Raw genomic sequence first — 25,895 nt, forward strand, 5'->3', positions numbered from 1 at the left:
CAGCGACATGCCAGTTCCGGAAGCTGTGCCCGGGTCGAACGGGACAGCGGGTGTCGAGATCACCCGTATGTCGTTCGACGAGTTCCTGGCCGTGGGCCCCCGGGGGCTGTACAAGGCCGACCGCCCCGTGGTGATCAAGCTGCCGGCCGACGTACAGGGACTCGGACGGGACGAAGTGGCCGCGCGCCTGGCCGAGATGACCGTCACCCTGTTCACCGAACCGGGCGACAAGAACCACCCGGGGCGCTGGGAGACACGGGACATCAAGCTCCGCGAGTTCTTCGCGGACGAGCAACACCTGACCAGCACGGACACCTGGCACCGGGTGGTGTCGAACATCCGCAGCAGTCCGGCCGACGTGAACGCCGTCATCGGCTTCGACGCCGAGGAGTTCTTCGGCTACGGCGGCAGCCTGTACGCGGCCAACCTGTGGATCAGCCACCGCGGGGTGTTCACCAAGAACCACTTCGACGAGTTCGAGAACTTCAACATCGCGCTCGAAGGCCGCAAGCGGTTCATCATCGCTCCACCGGGCGTGCGGGCCTACTACCCGAGGTCGGTCCTGCGCGGTTTCGGGGACAAGTCGAACGTGGTCGACCTCGACGACGTGGACCTGTCGCGCTACCCGAGGCTCGCGGCCAGGCTCGCCCAGCGCCGTGACTTCGTCCTCGAACCGGGGCACATGCTCTACCTGCCGCTCGGCTGGTGGCACCAGGCCGAATCGCTGGGCGAGATGAACATCAACGTCAACTTCTGGCTCAAGTCCAAGAAGATCCTCCACCGGCCGCACGTGCTCGGCGTCGCCCTGTACACGTACGCCTACCGGAGACTCAAGGGCGTCTACAGCTACAAGCCCACCGAGGGGAACTCCCGATGAGCGAGCGCAGGACCATCACCCCCACCCACCGGTACCGCAACAACGACAAACTCATCGGGATCGGCAACGCCTTCTGGAACCAGTCCTACGAGAACGGGGTCGCCGGCATCGTCGGCGACCTGGAGGACGGCGTGTTCCACATGCCCGACGGGCATGAATTCGTCAACTTCACCGTCTGCTCCTACCTGGACCTGGACACCCACCCCAAGGTCATCGACGGTGCGGTCGCCTCGCTGCGCCGCTTCGGGGTGCTCGACCACTGCATCCCGCGCACCCGCGTCCAGACCCCGGTGCTGCTGGAGCTGGAGGAGTCGCTGGGCGAGCTGTTCGGCGCGATGGTGATCAGCGCCCTCTCCACCGCCGCGGCCAGCACCGGTCTGCTTCCGATGATCGCCTCGGGGCACCTGGGCAACGGCACCAGGCCGCTGATGGTCTTCGACAAGAACGCCCACGTCTCCCTGGCCCACGCCAAGCCGAGCTGCGCCGACGAGAGCGAGGTCGTGACCTGCGGCCACCACGACCTCGACTTCATCGAGGACATGTGCCGCACCTACGAACGCGTCTGTTACGTGGTGGACGGCTCGGACAGCCTCGGCGGCTACGCGCCCGTCGAGGAGCTGGCCGAACTCCAGGAGAAGTACAACCTCCTGGTCTTCTACGACGACTCGCACTCGCTGTCCGCGTACGGCGAGCGCGGCGTCGGCTACGTACGCACCCACTCCCCGGTGCTCGACGAGCGGACCATCACCGTGGCGACCCTGACCAAGGGGTTCGGAGCCGGAGGCACGGCGATCCTGCTCGACGGCTACCCCGAGGAGACGCGCCGGCTCGTCGAACGGTTCGCGGGCCCGCTGGGCTACTCGCAGAAGATGAACGCCGCCGCGGTCGGCGCGGCACTCGCCTCGGCCGAGATCCACCGCACCGAGGAACTCACCCGGCTGCAGGGGCGCCTGCGGTCCAACATCGCGCTGTTCGACTCGCTAGTCCTGACCGAGCAGGCCGACAGCACCTACCCGATCCGGGTGGTGCCGATGAGCGACGACACGGTCGTCGAGGCCGCCAGACAGGTCTTCGCGGCCGGGTTCTACACCTCACCGGTGTTCTTCCCGATCGTCGCACGCGGTACCGCCGGACTACGGGTCATGCTGCGGGCCGGCCAGAGCGCGGACCAGATCAAGCGGCTCTGCACCGCGCTGATCGAGGCCGGGGCGCGCCCGGCGGGCACGCTCCCCGGGGCGGTGAACCGGTGACCGGGGCGCCCAGGGCGATTCCGCGCAGCATCCTCTACACGCCTGCCCTGTTGCTGGAAAAGGTGGTGAAGGCCTGGTCGTACGACGCGGACGTCCACCTGATCGACCTGGAGGACTCCGTACCGCCCGCCGACAAGCAGGCCGCCCGCACGGTCTGCCGGGCCGCGCTGGAGAAGACGCCGAGACCGGGACACGTCGCCGTGCGGATGAACGAACTCGGCAGCCTCGCGGGGGTCCAGGACGTGTCGATGCTGGCCGAGGGCCCGGTGCGGCCCGGCATCGTCCTGATGACGATGGTGACCTCGGCGGACGAGGTCGACCTGCTGCGCCGGATGCTGGCCTCGGCGGGTGCGTCCCCCGAGATCTACGTGACGGTGGAGACGGTCGAGGCGGTCACCCGCGTCGACTCCATCGCGCGCTCAGCCGACGGCCTGGTGCTCGGCTCGGCCGATCTGGCCGCCACACTCGGTGTCGACATCAGCTGGGAGGCCATGCTGGCCGCCCGGCAGGCGATGGCGATGGCCTGCGCCCGGTACGGCACGGCGTGCGTCGACACCGCCAACTACCGGCTCGCCGAACCGGCGGTCCTCGCCGAGGAGACCACCCGGGCGCGGGCGCTCGGCTTCCACGGCAAGGCGACGGTGCACCCGGGCGAACTCGACGTGATCAACCGTCTCCTGCGGCCCCGGTCCGAGGAGCTGGGACTGGCGCGTCGAGTGGTGGAGGCCGTCGCGGCGGCCGACGGCGGGATCGCCGTCCTGGAGGGGAACATGGTCGGCCCGCCGTTCGCCCGGCTGGCCCGCACCACGGTTGCGCGCGAGGACGCCTGGACGAGCCGGTTCGGCCGCGCCGGAGGAAACACGTGAGCGCGCCCGTGATGGTCCGGGCCGCCGACATGGCCGGAACCCGGCGGATGCTCCGCGTGGTCGACGTGCTCGGCGAGATGTTCGTCGACCTGGCCGCCGGCCGCACCCGCTCCCCGGCCCGCACGGTCGTCGAGCACGGCGACCGGCGCGTCCTCCTGGTCAGCCCCGCCGTCTGGGAGCAGCGCGCGGTGGGCAGCGTCAAGGTCACCACGCTCACCCCCGACAACCCGGTACGCGGGCTGCCGCTGATCCACGGGATCGTCGCGCTCACCGACCTGGAGACCGGGCAGATCACCGCGCTCCTGGACGGCGCCGAGCTCACCGCCGTCCGCACCGGCGCCGTCGCCGCTCTGGCGACCCGCTGGTGCACTCCCGACGACGCCGACGACCTGGCGGTGATCGGCGCGGGGGTCCAGGCACACGCCCTCGTCCGGGCGGTGACGGCGGTACGCCCGATCCGTAACCTCCGCCTGTACTCACGCACGCGCGCCCGGGCCGAGGAGCTCGCCGATCGGATCCGCGACACCGCACCGGGAACCGTCCGCGTGACGGTCTGCGACACCGCGAGGGACGCCGTCACCGACGCGGCGATCATCTGCACGGCCACCTCGACCGACGACCGCACCCCCGTGGTGCGGGCGGACTGGGTGACCCCCGGGGCGCATGTGAACGTGATCGGCGGAACCCACCCGGACGCCGTCGAACTCGCCCCCGCCCTGCTGGCCGATGCCGTGACCGTCGTCGAGGACCGGACCGCGGCGCTGGACGGCGCGGGCGAGATCCGGGCCGCACTGGCCGACGGCCTGATCAAGGCCGAGGACCTGTACGAACTGGGCAGCCTGGTGAGCGGCGCGGTCGACGTCACGGGCCGGACCACGGTGCTGCGCACGGTCGGCATGGCCATCGAGGACACCGCCGCCGCGCTGGCGCTGTTCGAGGAGCGCCGTACGGCCGAGCAGGGAACCGGCGGCCCCACCGCCGTACCGCCAACAGAGGAGGGAGCGCCGGATGGACACGCATGAGGACCTCGGTCCGGGACAGGGGCACCCGTGGTTCGGCCGCCACCGGCTGAGGCCCGCCGCGTCGGCGGACGCGATCCGCCGGATGCTGCGGCACGAGCTGCGGGACACCGGCTGGCCGTACCAGAAGGTGCTTCCCGCGGCGCCGCTGGCGATCCCGCGCGCGTCCTACGCCGAGATCTTCCGGGTGAGCGTCGCGCTGGTCGATCTGCTGCGCCGTGCCGCCCTGGAGAGCGGGCACACCACCGCCGACCGGCTGGCCGCCTACGAGATGCCCGCCACCGAGGACCGGCTGTGGGTGCGCGACCCGTTCATCGAGGAGCGGTACGCCGACTCCGTGGTCCGTCCGGATCTGGTCATCGGGCCCGACGGGCCGCAGTTCCTGGAGTTCAACGTCAGCGGTGCGCTCGGCGGTGTGGTGGAGACCCAGAGCCGTCTGGCGGTGTGGCGCGGGCTGCACGCCGACGAGGATGGCCGGGCCCCGTTCCGCTCGCCGAGCCCGTTCGCCGTACGCGCCGAGATGTTCCGGTCGCTCAGCGCGGAGTCGGCGGTGGCGCCGAGGGTGGCCGTCGTCGGCAGCGCCCGGGTGACCGGCGTGGAGCGACGGTACTTCGAGATGGAAGCCGACTACTACAACAGCCACGGCCTGACCGCACGCTTCTTCGAACCGGAGGAGCTGCCGGGGGCGTGGGACTGCGCCCCGCATCTGCGCTATCCGGTCGGACTGCGGAACTTCACCATTCCGGACTGGCTCGACGCGGGCCTCGACACCACTTCGGTCCAGGACGCCCTGGACCACGGCTGCCTGCTGGTGGGCACCCAGACATCGACGTTCCTGCACAGCAAGCTCACCATGGGGCTCCTGTCGGAGGGACGGCCCTGGATGACCGAGGGCGACCGCGGGCTCATCGCGCGGTACCTGCCGTGGACGCGGATCCTCTCCGAGCGCAGGACCGACCGCGAGGGACGGCAGGTCGACCTGGTTCCGTTCGTGCTGAAGAACCGCGAGCGGCTGGTGCTCAAGGCCGCGCTCGGGGAGAGCGGGCAACAGGTGATCATCGGCCGCGAGGCCGGTCAGGCCGCGTGGGAGTCCGCCGTCGGTGAGGCCGTCGAGGGCCGCACCAGCGTGGTGCAGGAGTTCGTGCGGCCCGGGACCTGCCGGGTCGCGCTGATCGCCGACGGGGTCGACGAGCCGTACGACGCCGATGTCGCCCCGGTGCTGGGGCCCCTGATATTCGGAGGCCGGCCGGCCGGGTTGTTCTGCCGGTTCTTCGGTGATGGTTCCGCCGGGATCGTCAGCGTCCGGGGCGGAACGAGCAGCTCCGACAACGTGATGGTGGCGATCTGACCGCAGCACCGCTCACGCCCCGCCCAGCGCACCGGCGCGCCCGTCCGTGCCGCCCCTGATCGAGTGACATCACCGGAGAGATGCCGCATGACCCTGCGTCACGTCAAGGACAACGAGTACGTCGAGGAACACGGCGGGGACTACGAGGACTTCGATCCGGGCATGGTGATCCGGCACTGGCCGGGCCGTACCCTCTCCGAGGCCGACAACACCTGGCTGACCCTGCTGACGATGAATCAGCACCCGCTCCACTTCGACCAGCACTACGGCGCCGGTGCCGAGTACGGAAGGGTCCTGGTGAACAGCGGCATCACGCTGTGCCTGGTCGGCGGGATGACCGTGCAGGCGCTGTCGGCGCGGGCGGTGGCCAACCTGGGCTGGGACAGGGTCCGTCTGAAGAGCCCCGTCTTCGTCGGCGACACCCTCTACGCGACGAGCCGCATCCTCGACAAGCGGCTGTCCCGGTCCCGGCCGGGGCAGGGCATCATCACGGTGGAGACGACCGGCACGAAGTCGACGGGGGAGACCGTCATCGTCTTCGAGCGGTCCTTCATGGTTCGCTGCCGTGAGCTGCCCGACCCACCGACGGTCCAGGACCCCGAGGACACGACCGCCGCTGTCGAAGGGGGCCCGCCCGCGTAGCGCACGGAACCGCTGGTCCCCGTCCCCGCCCCGGGCCCGTTCGGTTCATGGGCGGCCCCCGCCCGGCCGCCCATGAACTGCGACCCGCGTGCCCCGCGGCTACGCTCGAACGATGGAAGACAGCGGAGCCGGCTCCGGGCCGCCGCCGAACGGCGCCGACGCCCAGGACCCTGCGGTACAGGCCCGGCTCGTCGCCCTGGTGGAGGAGTGGTCCGCCGCGATCGTCTCGAACGACGTGCCGCGGATCAGCGCCTTCATGGCGGACGAATGGGTCATCGTCTCCGAGTCCGGCATCACGGACCGGGACACGTTCCTCGGCTACGTCGCGTCCGGCGACCTGACCCACTCGGCGATGCGGGCCATCAGCCCGTCAAGGGTCCGCGTCCACCAGGACACCGCCACGGTCATCGCACGGATGACGAACACCGCCCACTACGGCGGCCGCCGCTTCGACGCCGACGAATGGGTCACGGACGTCTTCGTCCGGCGCGACGGCCGCTGGCTGTGCGTGCTCACCCACATCACCTCCGCCGCCCCGACGGACCCGCCGCCCGACGCATGAGCCGGACGACCGACGCCGCCCACCGGAGGAAACGCCTCGGCTACCCGGCCGCGGCGGCCGTCTTCGCCATCGGCATGGCGGGCACCACGCTCCCCACACCGCTCTACGGCCTCTACCGGGAACAGCTCGGCTTCTCCGAGCTGATGGTGACCGTGGTGTTCGCCGTCTACGCCCTCGGAGTGATCGCCACCCTGCTGCTCGCCGGGAACGTCTCCGACGAAACGGGGCGGCGGCCGGTCCTCCTGGCCGCCCTGGGCTTCTCGGCGGCCAGCGCCTTCTGCTTCCTCTTCGAGGGCGGGCTGCCCGCCCTCTTCGCCGGACGTCTCCTCTCCGGGTTCGCCGCGGGACTGCTGAGCGGCGCGGCGACGGTCACCGTGATGGAACTGGCCCCGCCAGGACGCGCGGCCCGGGCGGGGCTGGCCGCGACCGCCGCGAACATGGGCGGCCTGGGGTGCGGCCCGCTGCTGGCCGGGCTGCTCGTCGAGTACGCCCCCTGGCCCCTGCGGCTCCCCTTCGCCGTGCACCTGGCGCTGATCGCCGTGGCCGCCGTACTGGCCTGGTTCCTCCCCGAGACGGTCGCGTTCTCCCGGGTACGGGGAGTGCGGCTGCGGCCCCAGGGACTGGCCGTCCCGCCCGCGATGCGCGGCGTGTTCGCCACCTCGGCGCTGGCCGCCTTCGCCGGGTTCTCCCTGCTGGGCCTCTTCACCGCGGTCGCCCCCGCGTTCGTGGCCGAGACGCTCGACGTGCACAACCTGGCCCTGACCGGGCTCGTCGTCTTCTCCGTCTTCCTCGCCTCGACGGCCGGGCAGGCGCTCATGGGGCGGGTCGGCGAACGGCGGGCCCTGCCGGGCGGCTGCTTCGTCCTGGTCGGGGGCCTTCTCCTGGTGGGCGCCTCGTTGCTGTTCACCTCGCTTCCCCTGCTCATCGCCGGTGCGCTGTGCGGCGGCCTCGGGCAGGGGCTCGCGTTCCGGGGCGCGGTGACGGCGATCAGCGCCGCCGCGCCGGCCGAGCACCGGGCCGCGACCGTGTCCGCCTTCTTCGTCATCGCCTACCTGGGCATCTCCCTGCCCGTGGTCGGCGTCGGCGCCCTCACCCTGGGCATCGGACTCAGGAACGCCGGACTGACCTTCGCCGGCTGTGTCCTGGCGCTCGCCCTGGGCGTCGGCCTGTACCTGGCGCGCAGGCCTCCCGCACCCCGCTGACGTACCCGGGGACAGCCCTGGCCGGCGTACCGGAAAACCCTTGCCGTAACCGCCGATCGCGGTGCGAGACTGGCCCCGTGGACACAGCGACGCGCTTCCGGCAGACGGTCATCTCCTGGGCCGCGGGTGACGCGGCCACACCCGCGCCCGCCGAGGCCGGGGCCGCCCGTGAGCTGGCGGCCGACCTGAGCCTGCGCACCGTGGTGCTCGTCGAGGGCGTCAGCGACCGGGCGGCGGTCGAGGCCCTCGCCCGACGCCAGGGGCGCGCCCTGAGCGCCGAGGGCGTCGTGGTCGTGCCGCTCGGGGGTGCCACCAGCATCACCCGCTATCTGCGCCTGCTGGGGCCCGACGGGCTCGACGCCCGGCCCGCGGGCCTGTGCGACGCGGCGGAGGAGCACTTCTTCCGCCAGGGCCTGGAGCGGACCGGCTTCGGCACCGCCCGGACCCCCGACGGCCTGGCGGCGCTGGGCTTCTTCACCTGCCACGCCGACCTGGAGGACGAGCTGATCCGGGCACTCGGCACGGATGGCGTCCAGCAGGTCATCGACGACCAGGGTGACCTGCGCACCTTCCGGATCTTCCAACGCCAGCCCGCCCAGCGGGAGCGGACGGTCGAGGCGCAGTTGCGGCGTTTCATGGGGACCATCGGCGGCCGCAAGGAGCACTATGCGCGAGCGCTGACGGAAGCACTGGACCTCACACGCCTGCCGGCACCGCTGGACGGGCTCCTCTCCCACATCTGACGGAGGCCGGGCGGCACAGCCTCAAGATGCCACGGCACGCCGCACCCCCCGCAGCTCAGCCCGAGGCCCGACGGCTCAGCGCGCGGCGAGACTGGAGCGGCGCACCACCAACTCCGGCTGCAGCACCACCCGCCGGTGCTCGTGCGGCACGTCCGCCGCCCCCGCCCCGGTCTCCTCCAGGAGCAGACCCGCCGCCAGCGCCCCCATCGTCGCCGCCGGCTGCCGTACGGACGTCAGCGGCACGGCCGCCGCCGCCGCGAACTCGATGTCGTCGTAGCCCACCAGCGCCAGGTCGCCGGGAACGGAGACCCCGGCGGCGAACAGCGACTGCAGTACGCCCAGGGCGAGCAGGTCGTTGGCGCAGAACACGGCGGTCGGGCGGTCGGAGAGCCCCAGCAGCCGGGCCCCCGCGTCCCGGCCCGCCGCCACGTCGAGCCGTTCCGTGGGCAGTTCCCGCAGTGCGCCCGGGCCGAGGCCCGCCTCGGCGAGCGCGGCGAGCGCTCCCGTGCGGCGGTCCCGGACCTGGTTGAAGCCTGGCGGTCCGCTCACGTACGCGATGGAGCGGTGCCCGGCGTCCAGCAGATGCCGCACCGCCAGGGTCCCGCCCGCCACGTCGTCGACCGACACCGAGCACTCGGTGGTTCCCTCGGCGACCCGGTCGACCAGGACGAACGGGATGTCGTGACGCCGGAACGCCGCGATGTTGCGCCCGGTCGCGTCGGCGGGGGTCAGCAGGACGCCCCGGACCCGCTGCTCCGCGAAGAGCGCCAGATACTCGGCCTCCTCGCCGGGGCTCTGCGCGCTGTTGCAGACCATGACGCCGAGCCCCGCCTCGCGCGCGGCCCGCTCCGCCCCGCGTGCCACGTCGACGAAGAACGGGTTGCCCATGTCGAGGACGAGCAGCCCCATGATCCGGCTGCGCCCCGCCCGCAACTGCCGGGCCGACTCGCTGCGGACGTAACCGAGCCGGTCGATCGCCGACAGCACGCGGGACCGGGTGTCGGGACCGACCGTGTCCGGGCGGTTGATGACGTTGGAGACCGTGCCCACCGACACCCCGGCGGCCCGGGCCACGTCCTTGATACCCACCGACCGGGCCATCAGACGGAGACCTCCAGGGGGGCGAGGGACGCGGGACGAGCCCTCAGCCTATCCGCGCGCATCAGAAGTCGAAGTCGTCGATGTTGTCCTTGTCGAACACCGTCGGCTTGCCGAGACTCACCACCCCGTCCTTCCCGATCGTGTACGTGCCCAGGTCGCCCGCCTCGAAGGTCTGGCCCTCCGCGCCGGTGATCTGCCCGGACGCCAGGGCGACCGAGGCGTGGCCGGCCAGCTCGCCGAGCTTCGCCGGGTCCCACAGCTCGAACGCCTCGACGGTGCCGTTCTTCACGTACGAGCGCAGATCGTTGGGGGTGCCGAGCCCGGACAGCTTCACCTTGCCCCGGTACTTCGAGCCGGACAGGTACTGTGCCGCCGCCTTGATGCCGACCGTGGTCGGCGAGACGATCCCGGCGAGCTTCGGATGCTCCTGCAGCAGCCCTTGCGTCTGCTGGAACGACTGCTGGGCGTCGTCGTTGCCGTACGCCACCTTCACCAGCTTCACGTCCTTGTACTTCGGGTCCTTGAGCTCGTCCTTCATGTAGTCGATCCACAGGTTCTGGTTCGTCGCGGTCTGGGCGGCGGACAGGATCGCGATCTCGCCCTTGTAGCCGATCTGCTCGGCGAGCAGCTGGACCTGGGTGCGGCCCAGGTCCTCGGCCCCCGCCTGCGAGATGAAGACGTTGCGGCAGTCGGTCTTGGTGTCGGAGTCGTAGGTGACGACCTTGACGCCGTTCTTCATGGCCTGCTTGAGCGCGGTGCACAGCGCACCCGGGTCCTGGGCGGACACGGCGATGGCGTCGACCTGCTGCTGGGTGAGGGTGTTGACGTAGGAGACCTGGCCCGAGGTGTCGGTGGCGCTGGTGGGGCCGACCTCCTTGAAGGTGGACCCCAGCGCCTCGACGGCCTTCTGCCCGCCCTTGTCGGCGGTGGTGAAGTAGGGGTTGTTGACCTGCTTGGGCAGGAACCCGACGGTCAGGCCCTTCTTGGTGGGCGCGTCCGGGTCCGCCTCACCGGCCGAGGCGGCCGAACCGCTCTCCTTCTTCACATCGCTCTTGGTGGTGCCCCCGCACGCCGTGACGGCGAGCGCGAGGGAGGTGACGGCCGCGAGGGCCGCACAGGTGCGGCGGATCGATGACGTACGCATGGCAGGGTCCTTTGCGGAAGAAGGGCGGGTTACGGTGCCGAGCACGTGGTCACGGAGTCGGGGCCGAGGCGGCTCGTCGCCCCGCCCTCGCGACGGAGATCTGGCGGGCGACGCGCGGGCCGAGCACGGAGACGACGAGCAGCACGCCGGTGACGACGATCTGCGACTGCGCGGAGACGTCTCCCAGGCTCATCACGTTCTGCAGCGCCCCCAGCAGGAACACGCCCGCGATCGCGCCGCCGAGCGTGCCCCGGCCGCCGTCGAAGTCGATGCCGCCGAGCAACACGGCCGCGACGACGGACAGTTCGAGGCCGGTGGCGTTGTCGAACCGGGCGCTGGCGTAGTGCAGCGCCCAGAACACACCCGTGAGGGAGGCCATCAGCCCGGTCACCGTGAACAGGATCAGCTTCTGCCGCCTCACCCGTACCCCCGCGAACCGGGCCGCCTCCTCGTTGGCGCCCGTCGCGAACAGGGATCGCCCGAACGGCGTGGCGTGCAGGGCGAGTACGGCGACGGCGAGGAGAGCCAGGAACGGCAGGAGGGCGTACGGGACGAACGTGTCGCCGATCCGTCCGGCGGCGAAGTCCAGGTAGGGGGAGGGGAAGTCGGTGACGGCGTCCGAGCCCAGCACGATCTGCGCGATGCCCCGGTAGGCGGCCAGCGTTCCGATGGTGACCGCCAGCGACGGCAGCCCGAGCCGCGTCACCAGAAGCCCGTTGACCAGCCCGCAGACCACGCCGAGCAGCAGACAGACGGGGATGATCGCCTCGATCGGCAGCCCCTGGTTCCACAGCGCCCCCATCACCGCGCCCGAGAGGCCGGCCGTGGACGCCACCGACAGATCGATCTCCCCGGAGACCACCAGCAGGGTCATCGGCAGCGCGATCAGCGCGATGGGCAGGGTGTTGCCGATCAGGAAGGACAGGTTGAGGGCGTTGCCGAAACCGTCGACGAAGCCGAAGGACAGCAGCAGCACCACGATGAGGAGGGCGCCGACGACCGTGTCCCAGCGGACGGCGCGCGCGAGTGCGGAGTCAGCCATGGCGGGCGTTCCTCTTCTTCAGTGCGGACGCCACGCGCAGGGCGACGATCCGGTCGGCCGCGATGGCGAGGATGAGCAGGAAACCGTTGATCGCGAGCACCCACACGGAGCTGACGCCGAGCGCGGGCAGCACACTGTTGACCGAGGTCAGCAGCAGCGCGCCGAGCGCCGCGCCGTACACCGTGCCGGAGCCGCCGGTGAAGACCACGCCGCCGACCACGACCGCGCTGACGACGGTGAGTTCGTAACCCGTGCCGGTTCCGGAGTCGACGTTCCCGAAGCGCGCCAGGTACAGCGCGCCGGCGAGACCGGCCAGCGCCCCGCAGAAGGTGTAGGCGAGCAGGATCCGCCGGCGGACGGGGATCCCCGCCAGCCGGGCGGCCTCCGGGTCGGAGCCCAGCGCGTACAGCTCGCGCCCGCTGCCGAAGTGCTTGAGGTAGTACGCCGTCGACGCCAGCAGGACCAGCGCGATCATCGCGAGCCAGGGCACGGCCGAGATCCCGCCGGAGCCGAAGTCCACGAAGCCGCCCGGCAGATCGGCCGCCGTGATCTGCCGTGAGCCGACCCAGATCGAGTCGATGCCCCGGATGATGTAGAGCGTCCCGAGGGTCACGACCAGCGCGGGCACCTGGCCGAGACTGACGAGCAGCCCGTTCAGCAGCCCGAAGCCGACACCCAGCAGGACGGCCAGGACCACGGCCACCACCGGGTGCCCGCCGCCCTGGAGATGCGTACCGGCGGCGAAGGCGCTGATGCCGAGCGTCGAGCCCACGGACAGGTCGACGTTGCGGGTGATGACCACCAGCGACTGGCCGGTGGCGACCAGCACCAGGATCGTCGCGTTGAGCAGCAGATCCTTGATGCCCTGCTCGGACAGGAACGCGCTGTTGCCCAGTTGGGTGAGCACGATCATCACCAACAGCACCAGCAGGATGGCCAGTTCACGCATCCTGAAGACGCGGTCCACGAGCCGGGTGCTGCTGGAGGCGGGGATCGGCGCGACGGGCGCCGGTTCGGTCGTCGTCACCGTCATGCGGCGGCCCTCCCGGTGGCAGCGGCCATCACGGTCTCCTCTGTGGCGTCGGAGCGGGGGATCTCGGCGGTGAGGCGGCCCTCGTGCATCACCAGCACCCGGTCGGCCATGCCGAGGATCTCGGGCAGATCGGAGGAGATCATCAGCACGGCCACCCCGTCGGCCGCCAACGCGCTCAGCAGCCGGTGGACCTCCGCCTTGGTGCCGACGTCGATGCCGCGCGTCGGCTCGTCGACGATCAGCACGGCTGGTTCGGTGGCGAGCCACTTGGCCAGAACCACCTTCTGCTGGTTGCCGCCGGACAGGGTGGAGACGGCATCGGCGAGCCGGGCGTACTTCACCTGGAGCCTGACCGCCCAGTCGAGCGACCGGCTGCGCTCGGCGCCGCGGTCCATCAGCCCCGCCTTCCTGGTGACGCGCAGACCGGTGAGCCCGATGTTCCGCTCGATGGACATGCCCATCACCAGGCCCTGGGCGCGCCGGTCCTCGGGGACCAGGGCGAGTCCGGCGGCCATGGCGGTGGACGGGGCGCCGTTGACCAGCGCCCGCCCGGCCACCTCGACCTCGCCGGCGTCCCACCGGTCGATGCCGAAGACCGCCCGCGCCACCTCCGTACGCCCGGCGCCGACCAGCCCCGCCATGCCGACGATCTCGCCGCGGCGCACATCGAAGGAGACGTCGGTGAACACGCCCTCGCGGGTGAGCCGCCGGACGCTGAGGGCCACCGCGCCCGCCTCCACCTCCTGCTTCGGATAGAGCTCGTCCAGGTCCCGGCCGACCATCCGGCGGACGAGGTCCTCCTCGGCCATGCCCGCCAGCGGTTCACTGGCGATCAGCGCACCGTCCCGCAGGGTCGTGACGCGCTCGCAGACGCGGAAGATCTCCTCCAGCCGGTGCGAGATGAACAGCACGGCGGCCCCCTGCTCGCGCAGCGCGCGGACCACGCCGAAGAGCCGTGCCACCTCGCTGCCGGTCAGGGCGGCCGTCGGCTCGTCCATGATCAGGACGCGAGCGTCGAAGGAGAGGGCCTTGGCGATCTCGACGATCTGCTGGTCGGCGATCGACAGTCCGCGCGCCGGACGGTCGGGGTCGAGCTCGACCCCGAGCCGGTGCATCAGGGCGGCCGTGGCGGTCCGGGTGGCCCGGTGGTCGATCCGGCGATACGACCGCCGGGGCTGACGGCCCATGAAGATGTTCTCGGCGATCGACAGGTCGGGGAAGAGCGTGGGTTCCTGGTAGATGACGGCGATTCCGGCGTCACGGGCGTCGGCGGGGCCGTGGAAGGCGGCCGGCTCGCCGTCCAGCAGAAGCTGACCGGCGTCGGGCCGGTGGACTCCGGCGAACGTCTTGATCAGGGTCGACTTGCCCGCGCCGTTCTCCCCGGCGAGGGCGTGGACCTCGCCGGGGAACAGGTCGAGCGACACGTCCCGCAGGGCTCGCACGGCGCCGAAGGACTTGGAGACGTCCCTCAGGGCCAGCACGGGGGCCGGATCCTTGGCGGACCGGTGGGTCATCGGTGGCTCCTCAACGACGCGGAGGGCGTCCTCGCGGCGTCGTGAAAGGTTTCAAATGAGTTGCCGGGACGTTAGGCAGGTCCCTGGGGGTGCGTCAATGGGGGTGAACGAGAATTCTCCAGTTCCCCTTGCATTCACAGGGTTCCATCGGGGCAGTGCCGCCGGAAGGGTTGACAGCCCTTGAGGGTGCTCCTACCTTCAAGCCGCGTGAATCGTTTCAGATTCATTCGCGTTCACACCGACGTCACAGGAGCGACGAAGTGACCGAGCCCGCCATGGTGAAGGCCGCCCTCACGTCCCAGGCCATCGAGACCCCTTCATGGGCGTACGGGAACTCGGGGACCCGCTTCAAGGTCTTCGCCCGGCCCGGCGTGCCCCGCACCCCCGAGGAGAAGCTGGACGACGCGGCGAAGGTGCACGAGTTCACCGGAGCCGCGCCCACCGTCGCCCTCCATATTCCCTGGGACACCGTCGACGACTACGCGGCACTCGCCGGGCACGCCCGCGACCGGGGTCTGACCCTCGGGACCGTCAACGCCAACACCTTCCAGGACGACGACTTCCGCCTCGGCAGCGTCTGTCACCCAAACCCCGTCGTACGCCGCAAGGCGCTGGACCACCTCCTGGCGTGCGTCGACATCATGGACGCGACGGGGTCCCGGGACCTCAAGCTGTGGTTCGCGGACGGCACGAACTACCCCGGGCAGGACGACATCCGCGAGCGCCAGGACCGGCTCGCCGAGGCGCTGGCCGCCGTGTACGAACGGCTCGGCGACGACCAGCGCATGCTCTTGGAGTACAAGCTGTTCGAGCCCGCCTTCTACACGACCGACGTCCCGGACTGGGGGACTGCCTACGCCCACTGCCTCAAGCTCGGGCCCCGGGCACAGGTCGTCGTGGACACCGGGCACCACGCACCCGGCACCAACATCGAGTTCATCGTCGCGACCCTGCTGCGCGAAGGCCGGCTCGGGGCCTTCGACTTCAACTCCCGGTTCTACGCCGACGACGACCTGATGGTGGGCGCGGCCGACCCCTTCCAGCTCTTCCGCATCATGTACGAGGTCGTCCGCGGCGGCGGGCTCACCGCGGACGTCGCCTTCATGCTCGACCAGTGCCACAACATCGAGGAGAAGATCCCCGCGATCATCCGCTCGGTGATGAACGTCCAGGAGGCCACGGCCAAGGCCCTCCTCGTGGACCGGGAGGCCCTGGCCGCCGCCCAGCGCACCGGCGACGTCCTGGAGGCCAACGCCGCGCTCATGGACGCCTACAACACCGACGTACGTCCCCTGCTCGCCGAGGTCCGCGAGGAACAGGGCCTCGACGGCGACCCGATGGCCGCCTACCGGCGCTCCGGCTGGGCGACGAAGACCGCCGAGGAGCGGATCGGCGGACAGCAGGCGGGCTGGGGGGCGTAGGCCTCCGCCCCCGTCCCTCCTCGTACCGCCGCCGTGCAGCGCTCCGGTGCTGTCGCCGCACACCGGCCTCGTAACGCCGCCGCATGCCCGGCCCCGTCCGAACAGCCCTCCCACCCTTCCTCTCCCTCTCTCCCCGAACCGCCTCTCCGCCGCCCCTTCGCGAAGGACACCGAGGACCCATGGCACTCCACCCCGAAGCCGCAGCACTCCTGGCCCGCTCCCGCCGGCTCGGCTCCGACCCGCGCAACACGAACTACGCGGGCGGCAACGCCTCCGCCAAGGGCGCCGCGCCCGACCCGGTCACCGGCGACGACGTCGAACTGATGTGGGTCAAGGGCTCCGGCGGCGACCTCGGCACCCTCACCGCCGAAGGGCTTGCCGTGCTCCGCCTCGACCGGCTGCGCGCACTGCGGAGTGTCTACGCGGGCGTCGAGCGCGAGGACGAGATGGTCGCCGCGTTCGACTACTGCCTGCACGGCAGGGGCGGCGCGGCCCCGTCCATCGACACCGCCATGCACGGACTCGTCGACGCACCGCACGTCGACCACCTGCACCCGGACTCCGGAATCGCGCTCGCCTGCGCCGCCGACGGGGAGAAACTGACCGCCGACTGCTTCGGTGCGAAGGTCGCCTGGGTTCCCTGGCGACGCCCCGGATTCCAGCTCGGCCTGGACATCGCCGCGGTCAAGGAGGCGAACCCGGGAGCCATCGGCTGCGTCCTCGGCGGCCACGGCATCACCGCCTGGGGCGAGACGTCCAAGGAGTGCGAGGACAACGCGCTCCACATCATCCGCACCGCCGAGACGTTCCTGGCCGAGCGGGGAAGGCCCGAACCGTTCGGACCGGTCGTCGACGGGTACGAGCCGCTGCCCCGGGCCGAACGCCGCGCGCGGGCCGCGGCCCTCGCCCCGCACCTACGCGCCCTCGCCTCCAAGGACCGCCCCCAGGTCGGGCACTTCGACGACTCCGACGCCGTCCTGGACTTCCTCGCCCGCACCGAGCACCCGAGGCTCGCGGCCCTGGGCACCTCCTGCCCGGACCACTTCCTCCGGACGAAGGTCAGGCCCCTGGTACTCGACCTGCCACCGACCGCCGAAGCGGCTCTCGCCGTCGAGCGCCTGGGCGAGCTGCACGCCGCCTACCGGGAGGAGTACGCCGCCTACTACGCCCGCCACGCGAAGCCCGGATCACCCCCGATGCGGGGCGCGGACCCGGCGATCGTGCTGATCCCCGGCGTGGGCATGTTCAGCTTCGGCAAGGACAAGCAGACCGCCCGCGTGGCCGGGGAGTTCTACCTCAACGCGATCAACGTGATGCGCGGCGCGGAAGCCGTCTCCTCCTACGCGCCGATCGAGGAGTCGGAGAAGTTCCGCATCGAGTACTGGGCCCTGGAGGAGGCCAAACTCCGGCGGATGCCGCAGCCGAAGCCGCTCGCCACCCGCATCGCCCTGGTGACCGGAGCCGGCAGCGGCATCGGCAGGGCCATCGCCCGCCGCCTCGTCGCGGAGGGCGCCTGCGTGGTCGTCGCGGACCTGGACGCGGAGAGCGGGGCCGCCGTCGCCGAGGAACTGGGCGGCCCGGACCGGGCGGTGGCCGTCACGGTCGACGTCACCAGCGAGGAGCAGGTCGCGGCCGCCTTCGACGCGGCGGCGCTCGCCTTCGGCGGCGTCGACCTGGTGGTGAACAACGCGGGCATCTCCATCTCCAAGCCGCTGGCGGAGACGACGGTCCGGGACTGGGACCTCCAGCACGCCATCATGGCCAGGGGCTCCTTCCTCGTCTCCCGCGAGGCCGCACGCGTCATGCGCGCCCAGGGCTTCGGTGGCGACCTCGTCTACATCGCCTCGAAGAACGCCGTCTTCGCCGGTCCCAACAACGTCGCCTACTCCGCCGCCAAGGCCGACCAGGCCCACCAAGTGCGGCTCCTTGCAGCGGAGTTGGGAGAGGACGGCATCCGGGTCAACGGGGTCAACCCGGACGGAGTCGTGCGCGGCTCCGGCATCTTCGCCGGCGGATGGGGGGCGCAGCGCGCGGCGACGTACGGGATCGAGGAGGAGGAGCTCGGCGAGTTCTACGCCCGGCGAACCCTCCTCAAGCGCGAAGTGCTGCCCGAACACGTCGCGAACGCCGTCTTCGCCCTCACCGGCGGCGACCTCACCCACACCACCGGCCTCCACATCCCCGTCGACGCCGGGGTCGCCGGGGCCTTCCTGCGATGAGCGCCACCCGCACGCAGATCCTCGCCGCGGCCGACCTGGGAGCCTCCAGCGGCCGGGTCATGCTCGGCCGCGTCGGCCCCGACACCCTGGACCTCACCGAGGTCCACCGCTTCCCCAACCGGCCCGTGCACCTCCCGGAGGGCCTGCGCTGGGACATCCTCGGCCTCCACCGGGGGGTGCTCGACGGACTGCGCGCGGCCGGCCCGGTCGACTCCCTGGGCATCGACAGCTGGGCGGTGGACTACGGGCTGCTCGGCGCCGACGGGTCCCTCCTCGGCAACCCCGTCCACTACCGCGACCGCCGCACCGAAGGGATCCCGGAGCGGGTGTGGGCCACGGTCCCGCCCGAGACGCTCTACCGGGCGACCGGTATCCAGCACGCCCCGTTCAACACGCTCTACCAACTCGCGGCCGCCCGCGACACCCCCCAACTCGCCGCCGCGGAGCGGCTCCTGCTGATTCCGGACCTGATCTCGTACTGGCTCACGGGGGAGCAGGGCACCGAGCTGACCAACGCCTCCACCACCCAGCTCATCGACCCGCGCACCGGCGACTGGAACCGGGACCTGGCCGGCCGCCTCGGTATCGACCTCGGGCTCTTCGCCCCGCTGCGCCGCCCCGGCGACCCGGCCGGCTCGACGCTCCCCCTGGTCCAGGAAGTGACCGGGCTGCCCCGACCCGTACCCGTGACGACCGTCGGATCGCACGACACCGCGTCCGCCGTCGCCGCCGTCCCCGCCGGGCGGGGCGAGCGCTTCGCCTACCTCTGCACCGGCACCTGGTCCCTCGCCGGGCTCGAACTCGACGCCCCCGTCGCCAGCGAGGAGAGCCGGGCCGCGAACTTCACCAACGAGCTGGGCGTCGACGGCACCGTCCGTTTCCTGCGCAACATCATGGGCCTGTGGCTCCTCCAGGAGTGCATGCGGACCTGGGGCCGGGACGACATCACCCCGCTGCTCGCCGAGGCCGCCCGCGCTCCCGCCCTGCGGTACGTCGTGGACGCCGCCGCGCCGGAGTTCCTGGCCGCGGGGGACATGCCCGAACGTATCGCTGCCGCCTGCCGGTCCACCGGCGGGCCGGAGCCCCGCACCCCGGGCGAGACCACGCGCTGCGTCCTCGACTCGCTGGCCCTCGCCCACCGGCGCGCGATCCACGAGGCGCGGCGCCTCGCCGACCGCGCGGTCGACGTCGTGCACATCGTCGGCGGCGGGGCGCGCAACACCCTGCTCTGCCAACTGACCGCCGACGCCTGCGGACTGCCGGTCGTGGCAGGCCCGTCGGAGGCGGCCGCGCTCGGCAACATCCTCGTCCAGGCGCGGACCCACGGCCTGCCCGGCGACCTCACCACGACCCGTCAACTCCTCGCCCGCACCCAGCCCCTGACCCGCTACGAACCGGCCGGCGACCCGTCGGCCTGGGACGCGGCGGTACGACGGATCGAGGGGGCGAACCGCCCCCTCACCACCACACCCTGAGGCAAATCCCCCATCCCCTCGCCGAATCGGAGCCGAGTGTGATCAGCAGACGACGACTGCTCAGCACGTCCGCCACCGTCCTGGGAACCACCCTCATCGCCGGAGCCATACCCCCCGCGCAGGCCGCCGAGCGCGGCGCCGGCGGGACCAAGTCGCTACGCGTGGGCGGCTCCACCGCCGAATACGTGAAGCGTCCGCTCGGCATCGGCAACGCCCGCCCGCGCCTCGGCTGGCCGCTGTCCGCCACCGCGCCCGGACGCAGCCAGAGCGCCTACCAGATCCGCGTCGCCCTCAGCGAACGCGCCCTGGAACACCCCGACGTCTGGGACAGCGGCAAGGTCGACTCCCCGGATTCGGCCCAGGTGACCTACGGCGGACCGGAGTTGCGCTCCCGCACCCGCTACCACTGGATCGTGCGCGTCTGGGACGACGAAGGCCGCGTCTCCGCCTGGTCCGAGCCCGCGTGGTGGGAGACCGGCCTGGGCGAGGCGTCGGACTGGTCGGCGCACTGGATCGGGGCCCCTGCCTCCCTCGTCGGCGCCCCCGCCCTGGAGACGGCGTCCTGGATCTGGTTCCCGGAGGGCGACCCGGCGACCAGCGCCCCGGCCGCGACCCGCTGGTTCCGTGGCGTGTTCGACGTACCCGAGGGCGTGACCCGGGCCCGGCTCGTCCTCACCGCCGACGACGGATACATCGCCCACCTGGACGGTACGGAGGTGGCGCGGGCCGAACCGGACGAGGTCGCCAGGGCCTGGAGCCGCCCCTCGGTCACCGACGTCACCGAACGGCTCGCCCCCGGCCGTCACGTCCTCGCCGTCGCGGCGACCAACGAGGTCACCGGCCCCGCGGGCCTGCTCGGGGCCCTGGAGCTGACCACCGCCGACGGCGTACGCACCATCGCCACCGGCGGCGATTGGAAGGCCGCCGACGCCGAACCCCCGGCCGACTGGCAGAAGTTGGACTACGACGACGGAGCCTGGCCGGCCGCGAAGGTCCTCGCCCCGTGGGGATCGGGACCCTGGGGAGAGGTCGCTCCCGCCCACGCCCCCGTCGCCCAGCTGCGCCACGAGTTCCGGCTGCGCCGCAAGCCCGTCGAGCGGGCCCGGTTGTACTCCACGGCCCTCGGCCTGTACGAGGCCCACCTCAACGGCGAGCGTGTCGGCACCGACCGCCTCGCACCCGGCTGGACGGACTACGCCAAGCGTGTCCAGTACCGGACGCACGACGTCACCGAACTGCTCACCTCCGGGGCCAACACCCTCGCAGTGGAGCTGGCGACGGGCTGGTACGCGGGCAACGTCGGCATGTTCGGTCCTCACCAGTACGGCGAACACCCCGCCTTCCTAGGACAGTTGGAGGTCACCTACCGGGACGGGACGACCGAGCGGGTGCTGTCCGGCACCGACTGGCGGGCCGCCACCGGGCCCATCACCCTGGCCGACCTCCTCACCGGCGAGAACTACGACGCCCGCCGCGAGACCAACGGCTGGCTGCGCCCCGGCTTCGACGACACGGCCTGGGAACGGGCCGTGCCCACCCAGGAGGAGGTCACCGCCGAACTGGTCGCGGAGCCCGACGGCCCCTGCCGCGTCATCCAGGAGCTGAAGGCCAAGAAGATCACCGAGCCCCGGCCCGGGGTCTTCGTCTTCGACCTCGGCCAGAACATGGTCGGCACCGCCCGCCTGCGCGTCACCGGCCGCGCCGGCACCACCGTGCGCCTGCGCCACGCGGAGGTGCTGAACCCCGACGGCACCGTCTACACCACCAACCTCCGCACCGCCGCCGCGACCGACCACTACACCCTCAAGGGCGGCGGCCGGGAGACGTACGAGCCCCGCTTCACCTTCCACGGCTTCCGGTACGTCGAAGTGACCGGCTACCCCGGCAGGCCGCCGCTCGACGCCGTCGCCGGCCGGGTGATCCACACCGACGCGCCCCTCACCATGGAGTTCGAGACCGACGTCCCGCTGCTCAACCAGCTCCACAGCAACATCACCTGGGGCCTGCGCGGGAACTTCCTCTCCATCCCCACCGACACCCCCGCCCGCGACGAACGCCTGGGCTGGACCGGCGACATCAACGTCTTCGCGCCCACCGCCGCGTACACGATGGAGTCCGCCCGCTTCCTCGGAAAATGGCTGAGCGACCTCCAGGACGACCAGACCGCCGACGGAGCCTTCACCGATGTCGCGCCCCACGTCGAGGGCCTCGGCGCGGGCTCGGCCGGCTGGGGCGACGCGGGCGTCACCGTCCCCTGGGCCCTCCACCAGGCCTACGGCGACACCCTGGCGCTGGAGCGGGCCTGGCCCTCGATGCTGAGGTGGCTCGACTACCTGGACGCCCACAGCAGCGGACGGCTGCGGCCCGCCACCGGGTACGGCGACTGGCTCAACATCGCCGACGACACTCCCAAGGACGTCATCGCCACCGCCTACTACGCCCACAGCGCCGACCTCGTCGCCCGCACCGCCCGGGTCCTGGGCAAGGACCCGGCCCCGTACACCGCACTGTTCACGGAGATCCGCGAAGCCTTCCGCACCGCCTACGTCACCGACGGCGGCCGGGTGAAGGGCGACACCCAGACCGCCTATGTCCTCGCGCTCTCCATGGACCTCCTGAGCACGGCGGAACGCGTCACCGCGGCCGACCGCCTCGTCGCCCTGATCGAGGCGAAGGACTGGCACCTGTCCACGGGCTTCCTCGGCACCCCGCGCCTGCTCCCCGTCCTCACCGACACCGGGCACACGGACGTCGCCTACCGCCTGCTGCTCCAGCGGACCTTCCCGAGCTGGGGCTACCAGATCGACCGCGGCGCCACCACCATGTGGGAGCGCTGGGACTCCATCAAGCCGGACGGGAGCTTCCAGGACGCCGGGATGAACTCCTTCAACCACTATGCGTACGGCTCCGTGGGGGAGTGGATGTACGCCCACATCACCGGCATCGCCCCCGCCGAACCCGGCTTCCGCAAGGTCACCGTGCGGCCCCGCCCCGGCGGCGGCATCACCCGCGCCCGGGGCCGGTTCACCTCCCTCCACGGCCCCGTCACCACCGACTGGAAGACGGAGAAGGGCCGCTTCCGGCTGACCGTGACCCTGCCCGTCAACACCACCGCCGACGTGTGGATCCAGGCCGGCCGGGCCGAGGACGTCACCCACACCGGAGCCCGCTTCCTGCGGATGGAGGACGGCTGCGCGGTCTTCGCCGTCGGCTCCGGGCAGCACCGCTTCGAGGCCTGACCCCGGGGAAACGCCGGAGCCGCGCGGTCGACGACCGCGCGGCTCCGGAACCGGGACAGCTCCGCACTCACCCCTCGCGCCGCGACCGCCAGAGCAGCCAGATGAAGTACGGGGCGCCGATCACGGCCGTCAGCAGTCCGACCGGGATCTGCGCCGGGGCGATGATCGCCCGGCCCACCAGGTCCGACACGACCACCAGCAGTGCGCCGAGCAGCGCGCTCACCGGTATCACCCGCACATGACTGCGTCCCACCAGGGCACGTGCCGCGTGCGGGGCCACGAGCCCGACGAACCCGATCACGCCGACCGCCGCCACGGCACCCGCCGTCAGGAGAACGGCCAGGCTCAACAGCGCCAGCCGGGTGGCGCCGATCCGCACACCGAGCAGGGCGGGCGTCTCGTCGTCCAGCCCGATCAGGTCCAGCTCGCGGCGCATCAACGCGAGGACGGGCAGCGCGACGACCAGACCCACCAGCACCGGGATCAGCTCGGGGAACGTCCGCCCGTACGTCGAACCGCCGAGCCAGGCCAGCGCCTTCGTCTCGTTGTGCGGGTCGGTGAGCACGATCAGCAGACTCACGAACGCGCCCGCACCGGCCTGCACGCCGATGCCGATCAGCACCAGGCGGTTCTGTTCCAGCCCGCGGCGTGCGGCGAGACCGAACACCAGCGCCGCGGCGGCCGTCGCACCGGCCAGCGCGGAGCCGCCGATCAGCCAGAAGCTCGCCAGCGGTACGACGGTGAGGACGGCGACCGCCCCGACCCCCGCCCCGCTGACCACGCCGAGGACGCCCGGCTCCGCCAGCGGATTGCGCGACACCGCCTGGACGACGGCTCCCGCGACGGCCAGCGCCGCACCGGCCAGCAGTGCCGCGGCGACCCGGGGGACGCGCGTGTCGAGGACGTAACCGGTGAACTGCCCCGCCCGGCCGGTGAGCCAGTTGCCCACATCGCCCAGGAGCAGCGTCGCGTCGCCGAAGAGCGTCGCCGCCACCACCGCGCCGAGGAGCCCCACGACCGTCGCCACCAGCGTGAGGACGAACGCCCGCCGGCTGCGCAGCCGGGCGAACGCCGTCGAGCCGCTGTCCGTGCCCATGTCGCGCGACCGGTAGGCGAGGACGATCAGGACGAGCGCGCCGAAACAGGTCGTGACGATGCCGGTGGGCACCTCGGCCCCCGCCTGGGCGCCGAACACCGCGCGCAGAGCCACGTCCGCGCCGAGCACCACGAGCACACCCGCGAGCGCCGACGCGGGGATGAACGCGTGGTGCCGGACCAGGCCCGGGATCCACGTGCTGAGCAGGCGGACCACGGCCGGCGCGCACAGGCCGACGAAGCCGACCGGCCCCGCGACCGCCACGGACACCGCCGCCAGCAGCACCGCGAGGATGACGGCGATGGAGCGCGTCAGCCGGGGGCTCACGCCCACGACCGCGGCGCCGTCGTCGCCGAGGGCGAGGATGTCCAGCCGCCTGCCGAGCAGCATCAGTCCGGCGAACGCCAGGAGCGCGACCGGGGTGAGCCGGTCGATGGACTGCATGCCGATCTGGGCGAGCGAACCATTGCCCCAGGCGAACAGCCCGGTCGTCTGCTGGGAGCGCAGGAGCAGCAGCATCCCGCTCAGCCCGGACAGGGCGAGGGTGAGCGCCGAACCCGCCAGCACCAGCCGGATCGGTCCGGCCCCCGCCCGGGACAGGCCGAGGACGACGCCCGCCGCCAGCAGCCCGCCGAGGAACGCCGTGGCCCCGGCCGGCAGCGCGGGCAGCGTGATGCCGAACGCGGCTACGGCGACCACCGCGAGGTACGCGCCCGCGTTCACGGCGAGCGTGTCGGGGGAGGCCAGCATGTTGCGCGACACCGACTGGAGGGCCGCGCCCGCCGCGCCGAGCGCGCAGCCGACGAGGAGCCCCGCGGCGAGCCGGGGCAGCCGGGAGTCCAGGACGACGGCGGCCGTCTGCTCGTCGGCACTCCGGTCGGCGGCGGCCCCGGTGGCCAACTGCCAGAGCGTGTGCAGATCGACGGCGGCGGTGCCCTGGCCCACGTGCACGATCGCGAGCGCGGCCAGCGCGACGATTCCCGCGATCGCGAGGAGGAACATCCGGCCGCGACGGGCCGGCGGGCCGGCCGTCACCGGGGGCTCGGCCCCGGCCGGACCGGCCGCGCCCGCCCCCGTCTTCACGGGGGCGGGCGGGGCGGTTGTGGTGCGTGCGCTCATCGTCAGGCGGTCAGCGCGCCGACGAGGGCGTCGATGTACTCACGCATCGACGCGGTGCCGCCGAACATCCAGATGCCGTCGGGCAGCCGGTGGACCTCGTCGTTCTTGACGAACGGGAGGGACTTCCACACCGCGTTGTCCTTGAGGCCGTCGGCGAACGGGTCGCCGCCGTCGGAGTCGTTGGCGATGTACGCGAACCGCGCGTCGCCGATCTTCGTGAGGCCCTCGACATCGGTCGCCGCCAGGCCGTAGGCCGCGTCGCCCTTCAGCTTCCACGGGTCGACGAGGCCGAGTTCGGTGTTCACGTCGGAGAGCAGCGAGCCCTTGACGTACGGGCGTACCGAGACCTGGTTGCCCTCCTGCCAGCCGTCGGCGAAGGCGACCTTCTCGCCGTCGAGACCGGCGGCGGCGAGCTTCTTCTTCCCGTCGGCGACCGCCTTGCGGAAGGAGTCGACCTCGGACTCGGCCTTGTCCTCGTTGCCGGTGGCCTTGCCGATGAGCTCGACGGTGTCGACCATCTGGTCGATCTGCCGGCTCGCGTCGGCCGAACGCACCACGGCGACCGGGGCGGCCTTGGACAGCTGCGCGATGGCGGAGTCCGACAGGTCGGTGGTGGCGATGATGAGGTCGGGCTTGAGACCGGCGACGGTGGCGACGCTGGGCTCGCCCCGGGTGCCTATGTCCTTGACGCCCTTGGTGAGCGGCGCGGCCGTGTTGTACGCGGTGTAGCCCTTGACGTCGGCCACGCCGACCGGCTGGACGCCGAGGGTAACGAGCGACTCGACGACGTTCCACTCGGTGCCGACGACGCGTTCGGCCGGCCCGTCGAGCGTGATCTTCTTGCCGCGGGAGTCGGTGATCGTCACCGCGCTCTCCTTGGCGGACTCCTTCTTCGGCGCCTCGGTGGTGCCACAGGCCGTGAGGGCGAGCGCGGCCGCGGCGGCGAGGACGGGCCACGTCAGGTGCTGGTTCTTCATGAGGGT

General features: G+C 72.0%; 20 protein-coding genes. 13 read left to right on the plus strand and 7 right to left on the minus strand.

The genetic code is table 11. The features are described 5' to 3' along the window. The first annotated feature begins 7 nt into the window (after positions 1-7). From ACIQRW_RS30710 to ACIQRW_RS30750, 9 genes are all read left to right on the plus strand, one after another. A complete protein-coding gene (locus ACIQRW_RS30710; RefSeq protein WP_403766373.1) occupies positions 8-877 on the plus strand; it encodes a cupin-like domain-containing protein in 870 nt (289 codons plus the stop codon). After that, complete coding sequence (locus tag ACIQRW_RS30715) at positions 874-2,127, plus strand: aminotransferase class I/II-fold pyridoxal phosphate-dependent enzyme (RefSeq protein ID WP_403766375.1); 1,254 nt, start codon at positions 874-876, stop codon at positions 2,125-2,127. The genes ACIQRW_RS30710 and ACIQRW_RS30715 overlap by 4 nt, the downstream gene beginning before the upstream one ends. After that, on the plus strand, positions 2,124-2,993 hold the full coding sequence (locus tag ACIQRW_RS30720) for an HpcH/HpaI aldolase/citrate lyase family protein (RefSeq protein ID WP_403766378.1): 870 nt from the start codon (positions 2,124-2,126) through the stop codon (positions 2,991-2,993). The genes ACIQRW_RS30715 and ACIQRW_RS30720 overlap by 4 nt, the downstream gene beginning before the upstream one ends. Further along, positions 2,990-4,015: an ornithine cyclodeaminase family protein gene (locus ACIQRW_RS30725; protein ID WP_403766381.1), complete on the plus strand. Its 1,026-nt coding sequence runs from the start codon at positions 2,990-2,992 to the stop codon at positions 4,013-4,015. Before ACIQRW_RS30720 ends, ACIQRW_RS30725 begins: the two co-directional genes overlap by 4 nt. Further along, on the plus strand, positions 4,002-5,360 hold the full coding sequence (locus ACIQRW_RS30730) for a hypothetical protein (RefSeq protein ID WP_403766383.1): 1,359 nt from the start codon (positions 4,002-4,004) through the stop codon (positions 5,358-5,360). The genes ACIQRW_RS30725 and ACIQRW_RS30730 overlap by 14 nt, the downstream gene beginning before the upstream one ends. Positions 5,361-5,447: 87 nt before the next feature. Then, entirely contained in the window at positions 5,448-6,002 is a 555-nt protein-coding gene (locus tag ACIQRW_RS30735; RefSeq protein ID WP_403766386.1) for a MaoC family dehydratase, read from the plus strand. Positions 6,003-6,114: 112 nt separating this feature from the next. Further along, on the plus strand, positions 6,115-6,564 hold the full coding sequence (locus ACIQRW_RS30740) for a nuclear transport factor 2 family protein (RefSeq protein WP_403766388.1): 450 nt from the start codon (positions 6,115-6,117) through the stop codon (positions 6,562-6,564). Continuing rightward, positions 6,561-7,766: an MFS transporter gene (locus ACIQRW_RS30745; RefSeq protein WP_403766391.1), complete on the plus strand. Its 1,206-nt coding sequence runs from the start codon at positions 6,561-6,563 to the stop codon at positions 7,764-7,766. The genes ACIQRW_RS30740 and ACIQRW_RS30745 overlap by 4 nt, the downstream gene beginning before the upstream one ends. A 77-nt stretch (positions 7,767-7,843) precedes the next feature. Then, positions 7,844-8,509 (plus strand): TOPRIM nucleotidyl transferase/hydrolase domain-containing protein, encoded by a 666-nt coding sequence (locus tag ACIQRW_RS30750; protein WP_403766393.1) that lies wholly within the window; start codon positions 7,844-7,846, stop codon positions 8,507-8,509. 75 nt (positions 8,510-8,584) lie between these two features. On the opposite strand, the gene ACIQRW_RS30755 is transcribed toward ACIQRW_RS30750, so the two are convergent. The 5 genes from ACIQRW_RS30755 to ACIQRW_RS30775 form a co-directional block, all read right to left on the minus strand. Next, positions 8,585-9,610, minus strand: coding sequence for a LacI family DNA-binding transcriptional regulator (locus tag ACIQRW_RS30755; protein WP_403766396.1), 1,026 nt, complete (start codon positions 9,608-9,610; stop codon positions 8,585-8,587). Positions 9,611-9,671: 61 nt separating this feature from the next. Further along, positions 9,672-10,754, minus strand: a complete 1,083-nt coding sequence (gene rhaS / locus ACIQRW_RS30760; protein ID WP_403766399.1) for a rhamnose ABC transporter substrate-binding protein — start codon at positions 10,752-10,754, stop codon at positions 9,672-9,674. Between the two features lie 49 nt (positions 10,755-10,803). Then, positions 10,804-11,796 (minus strand): ABC transporter permease, encoded by a 993-nt coding sequence (locus tag ACIQRW_RS30765; RefSeq protein ID WP_403766401.1) that lies wholly within the window; start codon positions 11,794-11,796, stop codon positions 10,804-10,806. Then, positions 11,789-12,829: an ABC transporter permease gene (locus ACIQRW_RS30770; RefSeq protein WP_403766404.1), complete on the minus strand. Its 1,041-nt coding sequence runs from the start codon at positions 12,827-12,829 to the stop codon at positions 11,789-11,791. Before ACIQRW_RS30770 ends, ACIQRW_RS30765 begins: the two co-directional genes overlap by 8 nt. Then, a complete protein-coding gene (locus ACIQRW_RS30775; RefSeq protein ID WP_403766406.1) occupies positions 12,826-14,343 on the minus strand; it encodes a sugar ABC transporter ATP-binding protein in 1,518 nt (505 codons plus the stop codon). Before ACIQRW_RS30775 ends, ACIQRW_RS30770 begins: the two co-directional genes overlap by 4 nt. 260 nt (positions 14,344-14,603) lie before the next feature. Here ACIQRW_RS30775 and rhaI point away from each other — a divergent pair, with 260 nt between their 5' ends. The 4 genes from rhaI (at position 14,604) to ACIQRW_RS30795 (ending at position 22,697) form a co-directional block, all read left to right on the plus strand. After that, positions 14,604-15,764 (plus strand): L-rhamnose isomerase, encoded by a 1,161-nt coding sequence (rhaI, locus tag ACIQRW_RS30780; RefSeq protein ID WP_403766409.1) that lies wholly within the window; start codon positions 14,604-14,606, stop codon positions 15,762-15,764. Between the two features lie 179 nt (positions 15,765-15,943). After that, positions 15,944-17,983 (plus strand): bifunctional aldolase/short-chain dehydrogenase, encoded by a 2,040-nt coding sequence (locus ACIQRW_RS30785; RefSeq protein WP_403766411.1) that lies wholly within the window; start codon positions 15,944-15,946, stop codon positions 17,981-17,983. Next, positions 17,980-19,458 (plus strand): rhamnulokinase family protein, encoded by a 1,479-nt coding sequence (locus ACIQRW_RS30790; protein ID WP_403766413.1) that lies wholly within the window; start codon positions 17,980-17,982, stop codon positions 19,456-19,458. Before ACIQRW_RS30785 ends, ACIQRW_RS30790 begins: the two co-directional genes overlap by 4 nt. Positions 19,459-19,496: 38 nt before the next feature. Next, positions 19,497-22,697, plus strand: a complete 3,201-nt coding sequence (locus ACIQRW_RS30795) for an alpha-L-rhamnosidase (protein WP_403766415.1) — start codon at positions 19,497-19,499, stop codon at positions 22,695-22,697. A 67-nt stretch (positions 22,698-22,764) separates the two neighbouring features. Here the strand turns inward: ACIQRW_RS30795 and ACIQRW_RS30800 are convergent, their stop codons facing one another. Beyond that, complete coding sequence (locus ACIQRW_RS30800; RefSeq protein ID WP_403766418.1) at positions 22,765-24,912, minus strand: iron ABC transporter permease; 2,148 nt, start codon at positions 24,910-24,912, stop codon at positions 22,765-22,767. Positions 24,913-24,914: 2 nt separating this feature from the next. After that, positions 24,915-25,889, minus strand: a complete 975-nt coding sequence (locus ACIQRW_RS30805) for an ABC transporter substrate-binding protein (RefSeq protein ID WP_403766420.1) — start codon at positions 25,887-25,889, stop codon at positions 24,915-24,917. Positions 25,890-25,895: the final 6 nt, after the last annotated feature.

Origin of the sequence: Streptomyces sp. NPDC091287 (assembly GCF_044768525.1) — a bacterium.
Lineage (GTDB): Bacteria > Actinomycetota > Actinomycetes > Streptomycetales > Streptomycetaceae > Streptomyces.

What these genes read in the sequence shown, in the direction of transcription:
- ACIQRW_RS30735 (WP_403766386.1), top strand. Translation starts at nt 5,448, where the DNA reads ATGACCCTGCGTCACGTCAAGGACAACGAGTACGTCGAGGAACACGGC.
- ACIQRW_RS30740 (WP_403766388.1), top strand. Translation starts at nt 6,115, where the DNA reads ATGGAAGACAGCGGAGCCGGCTCCGGGCCGCCGCCGAACGGCGCCGAC.
- ACIQRW_RS30770 (WP_403766404.1), bottom strand. Translation starts at nt 12,829, where the DNA reads ATGACGGTGACGACGACCGAACCGGCGCCCGTCGCGCCGATCCCCGCC.
- rhaS (WP_403766399.1), bottom strand. Translation starts at nt 10,754, where the DNA reads ATGCGTACGTCATCGATCCGCCGCACCTGTGCGGCCCTCGCGGCCGTC.
- ACIQRW_RS30790 (WP_403766413.1), top strand. Translation starts at nt 17,980, where the DNA reads ATGAGCGCCACCCGCACGCAGATCCTCGCCGCGGCCGACCTGGGAGCC.
- ACIQRW_RS30755 (WP_403766396.1), bottom strand. Translation starts at nt 9,610, where the DNA reads ATGGCCCGGTCGGTGGGTATCAAGGACGTGGCCCGGGCCGCCGGGGTG.
- ACIQRW_RS30800 (WP_403766418.1), bottom strand. Translation starts at nt 24,912, where the DNA reads ATGAGCGCACGCACCACAACCGCCCCGCCCGCCCCCGTGAAGACGGGG.
- ACIQRW_RS30765 (WP_403766401.1), bottom strand. Translation starts at nt 11,796, where the DNA reads ATGGCTGACTCCGCACTCGCGCGCGCCGTCCGCTGGGACACGGTCGTC.
- ACIQRW_RS30745 (WP_403766391.1), top strand. Translation starts at nt 6,561, where the DNA reads ATGAGCCGGACGACCGACGCCGCCCACCGGAGGAAACGCCTCGGCTAC.
- ACIQRW_RS30785 (WP_403766411.1), top strand. Translation starts at nt 15,944, where the DNA reads ATGGCACTCCACCCCGAAGCCGCAGCACTCCTGGCCCGCTCCCGCCGG.
- ACIQRW_RS30710 (WP_403766373.1), top strand. Translation starts at nt 8, where the DNA reads ATGCCAGTTCCGGAAGCTGTGCCCGGGTCGAACGGGACAGCGGGTGTC.
- ACIQRW_RS30730 (WP_403766383.1), top strand. Translation starts at nt 4,002, where the DNA reads ATGGACACGCATGAGGACCTCGGTCCGGGACAGGGGCACCCGTGGTTC.
- ACIQRW_RS30715 (WP_403766375.1), top strand. Translation starts at nt 874, where the DNA reads ATGAGCGAGCGCAGGACCATCACCCCCACCCACCGGTACCGCAACAAC.
- ACIQRW_RS30775 (WP_403766406.1), bottom strand. Translation starts at nt 14,343, where the DNA reads ATGACCCACCGGTCCGCCAAGGATCCGGCCCCCGTGCTGGCCCTGAGG.
- ACIQRW_RS30805 (WP_403766420.1), bottom strand. Translation starts at nt 25,889, where the DNA reads ATGAAGAACCAGCACCTGACGTGGCCCGTCCTCGCCGCCGCGGCCGCG.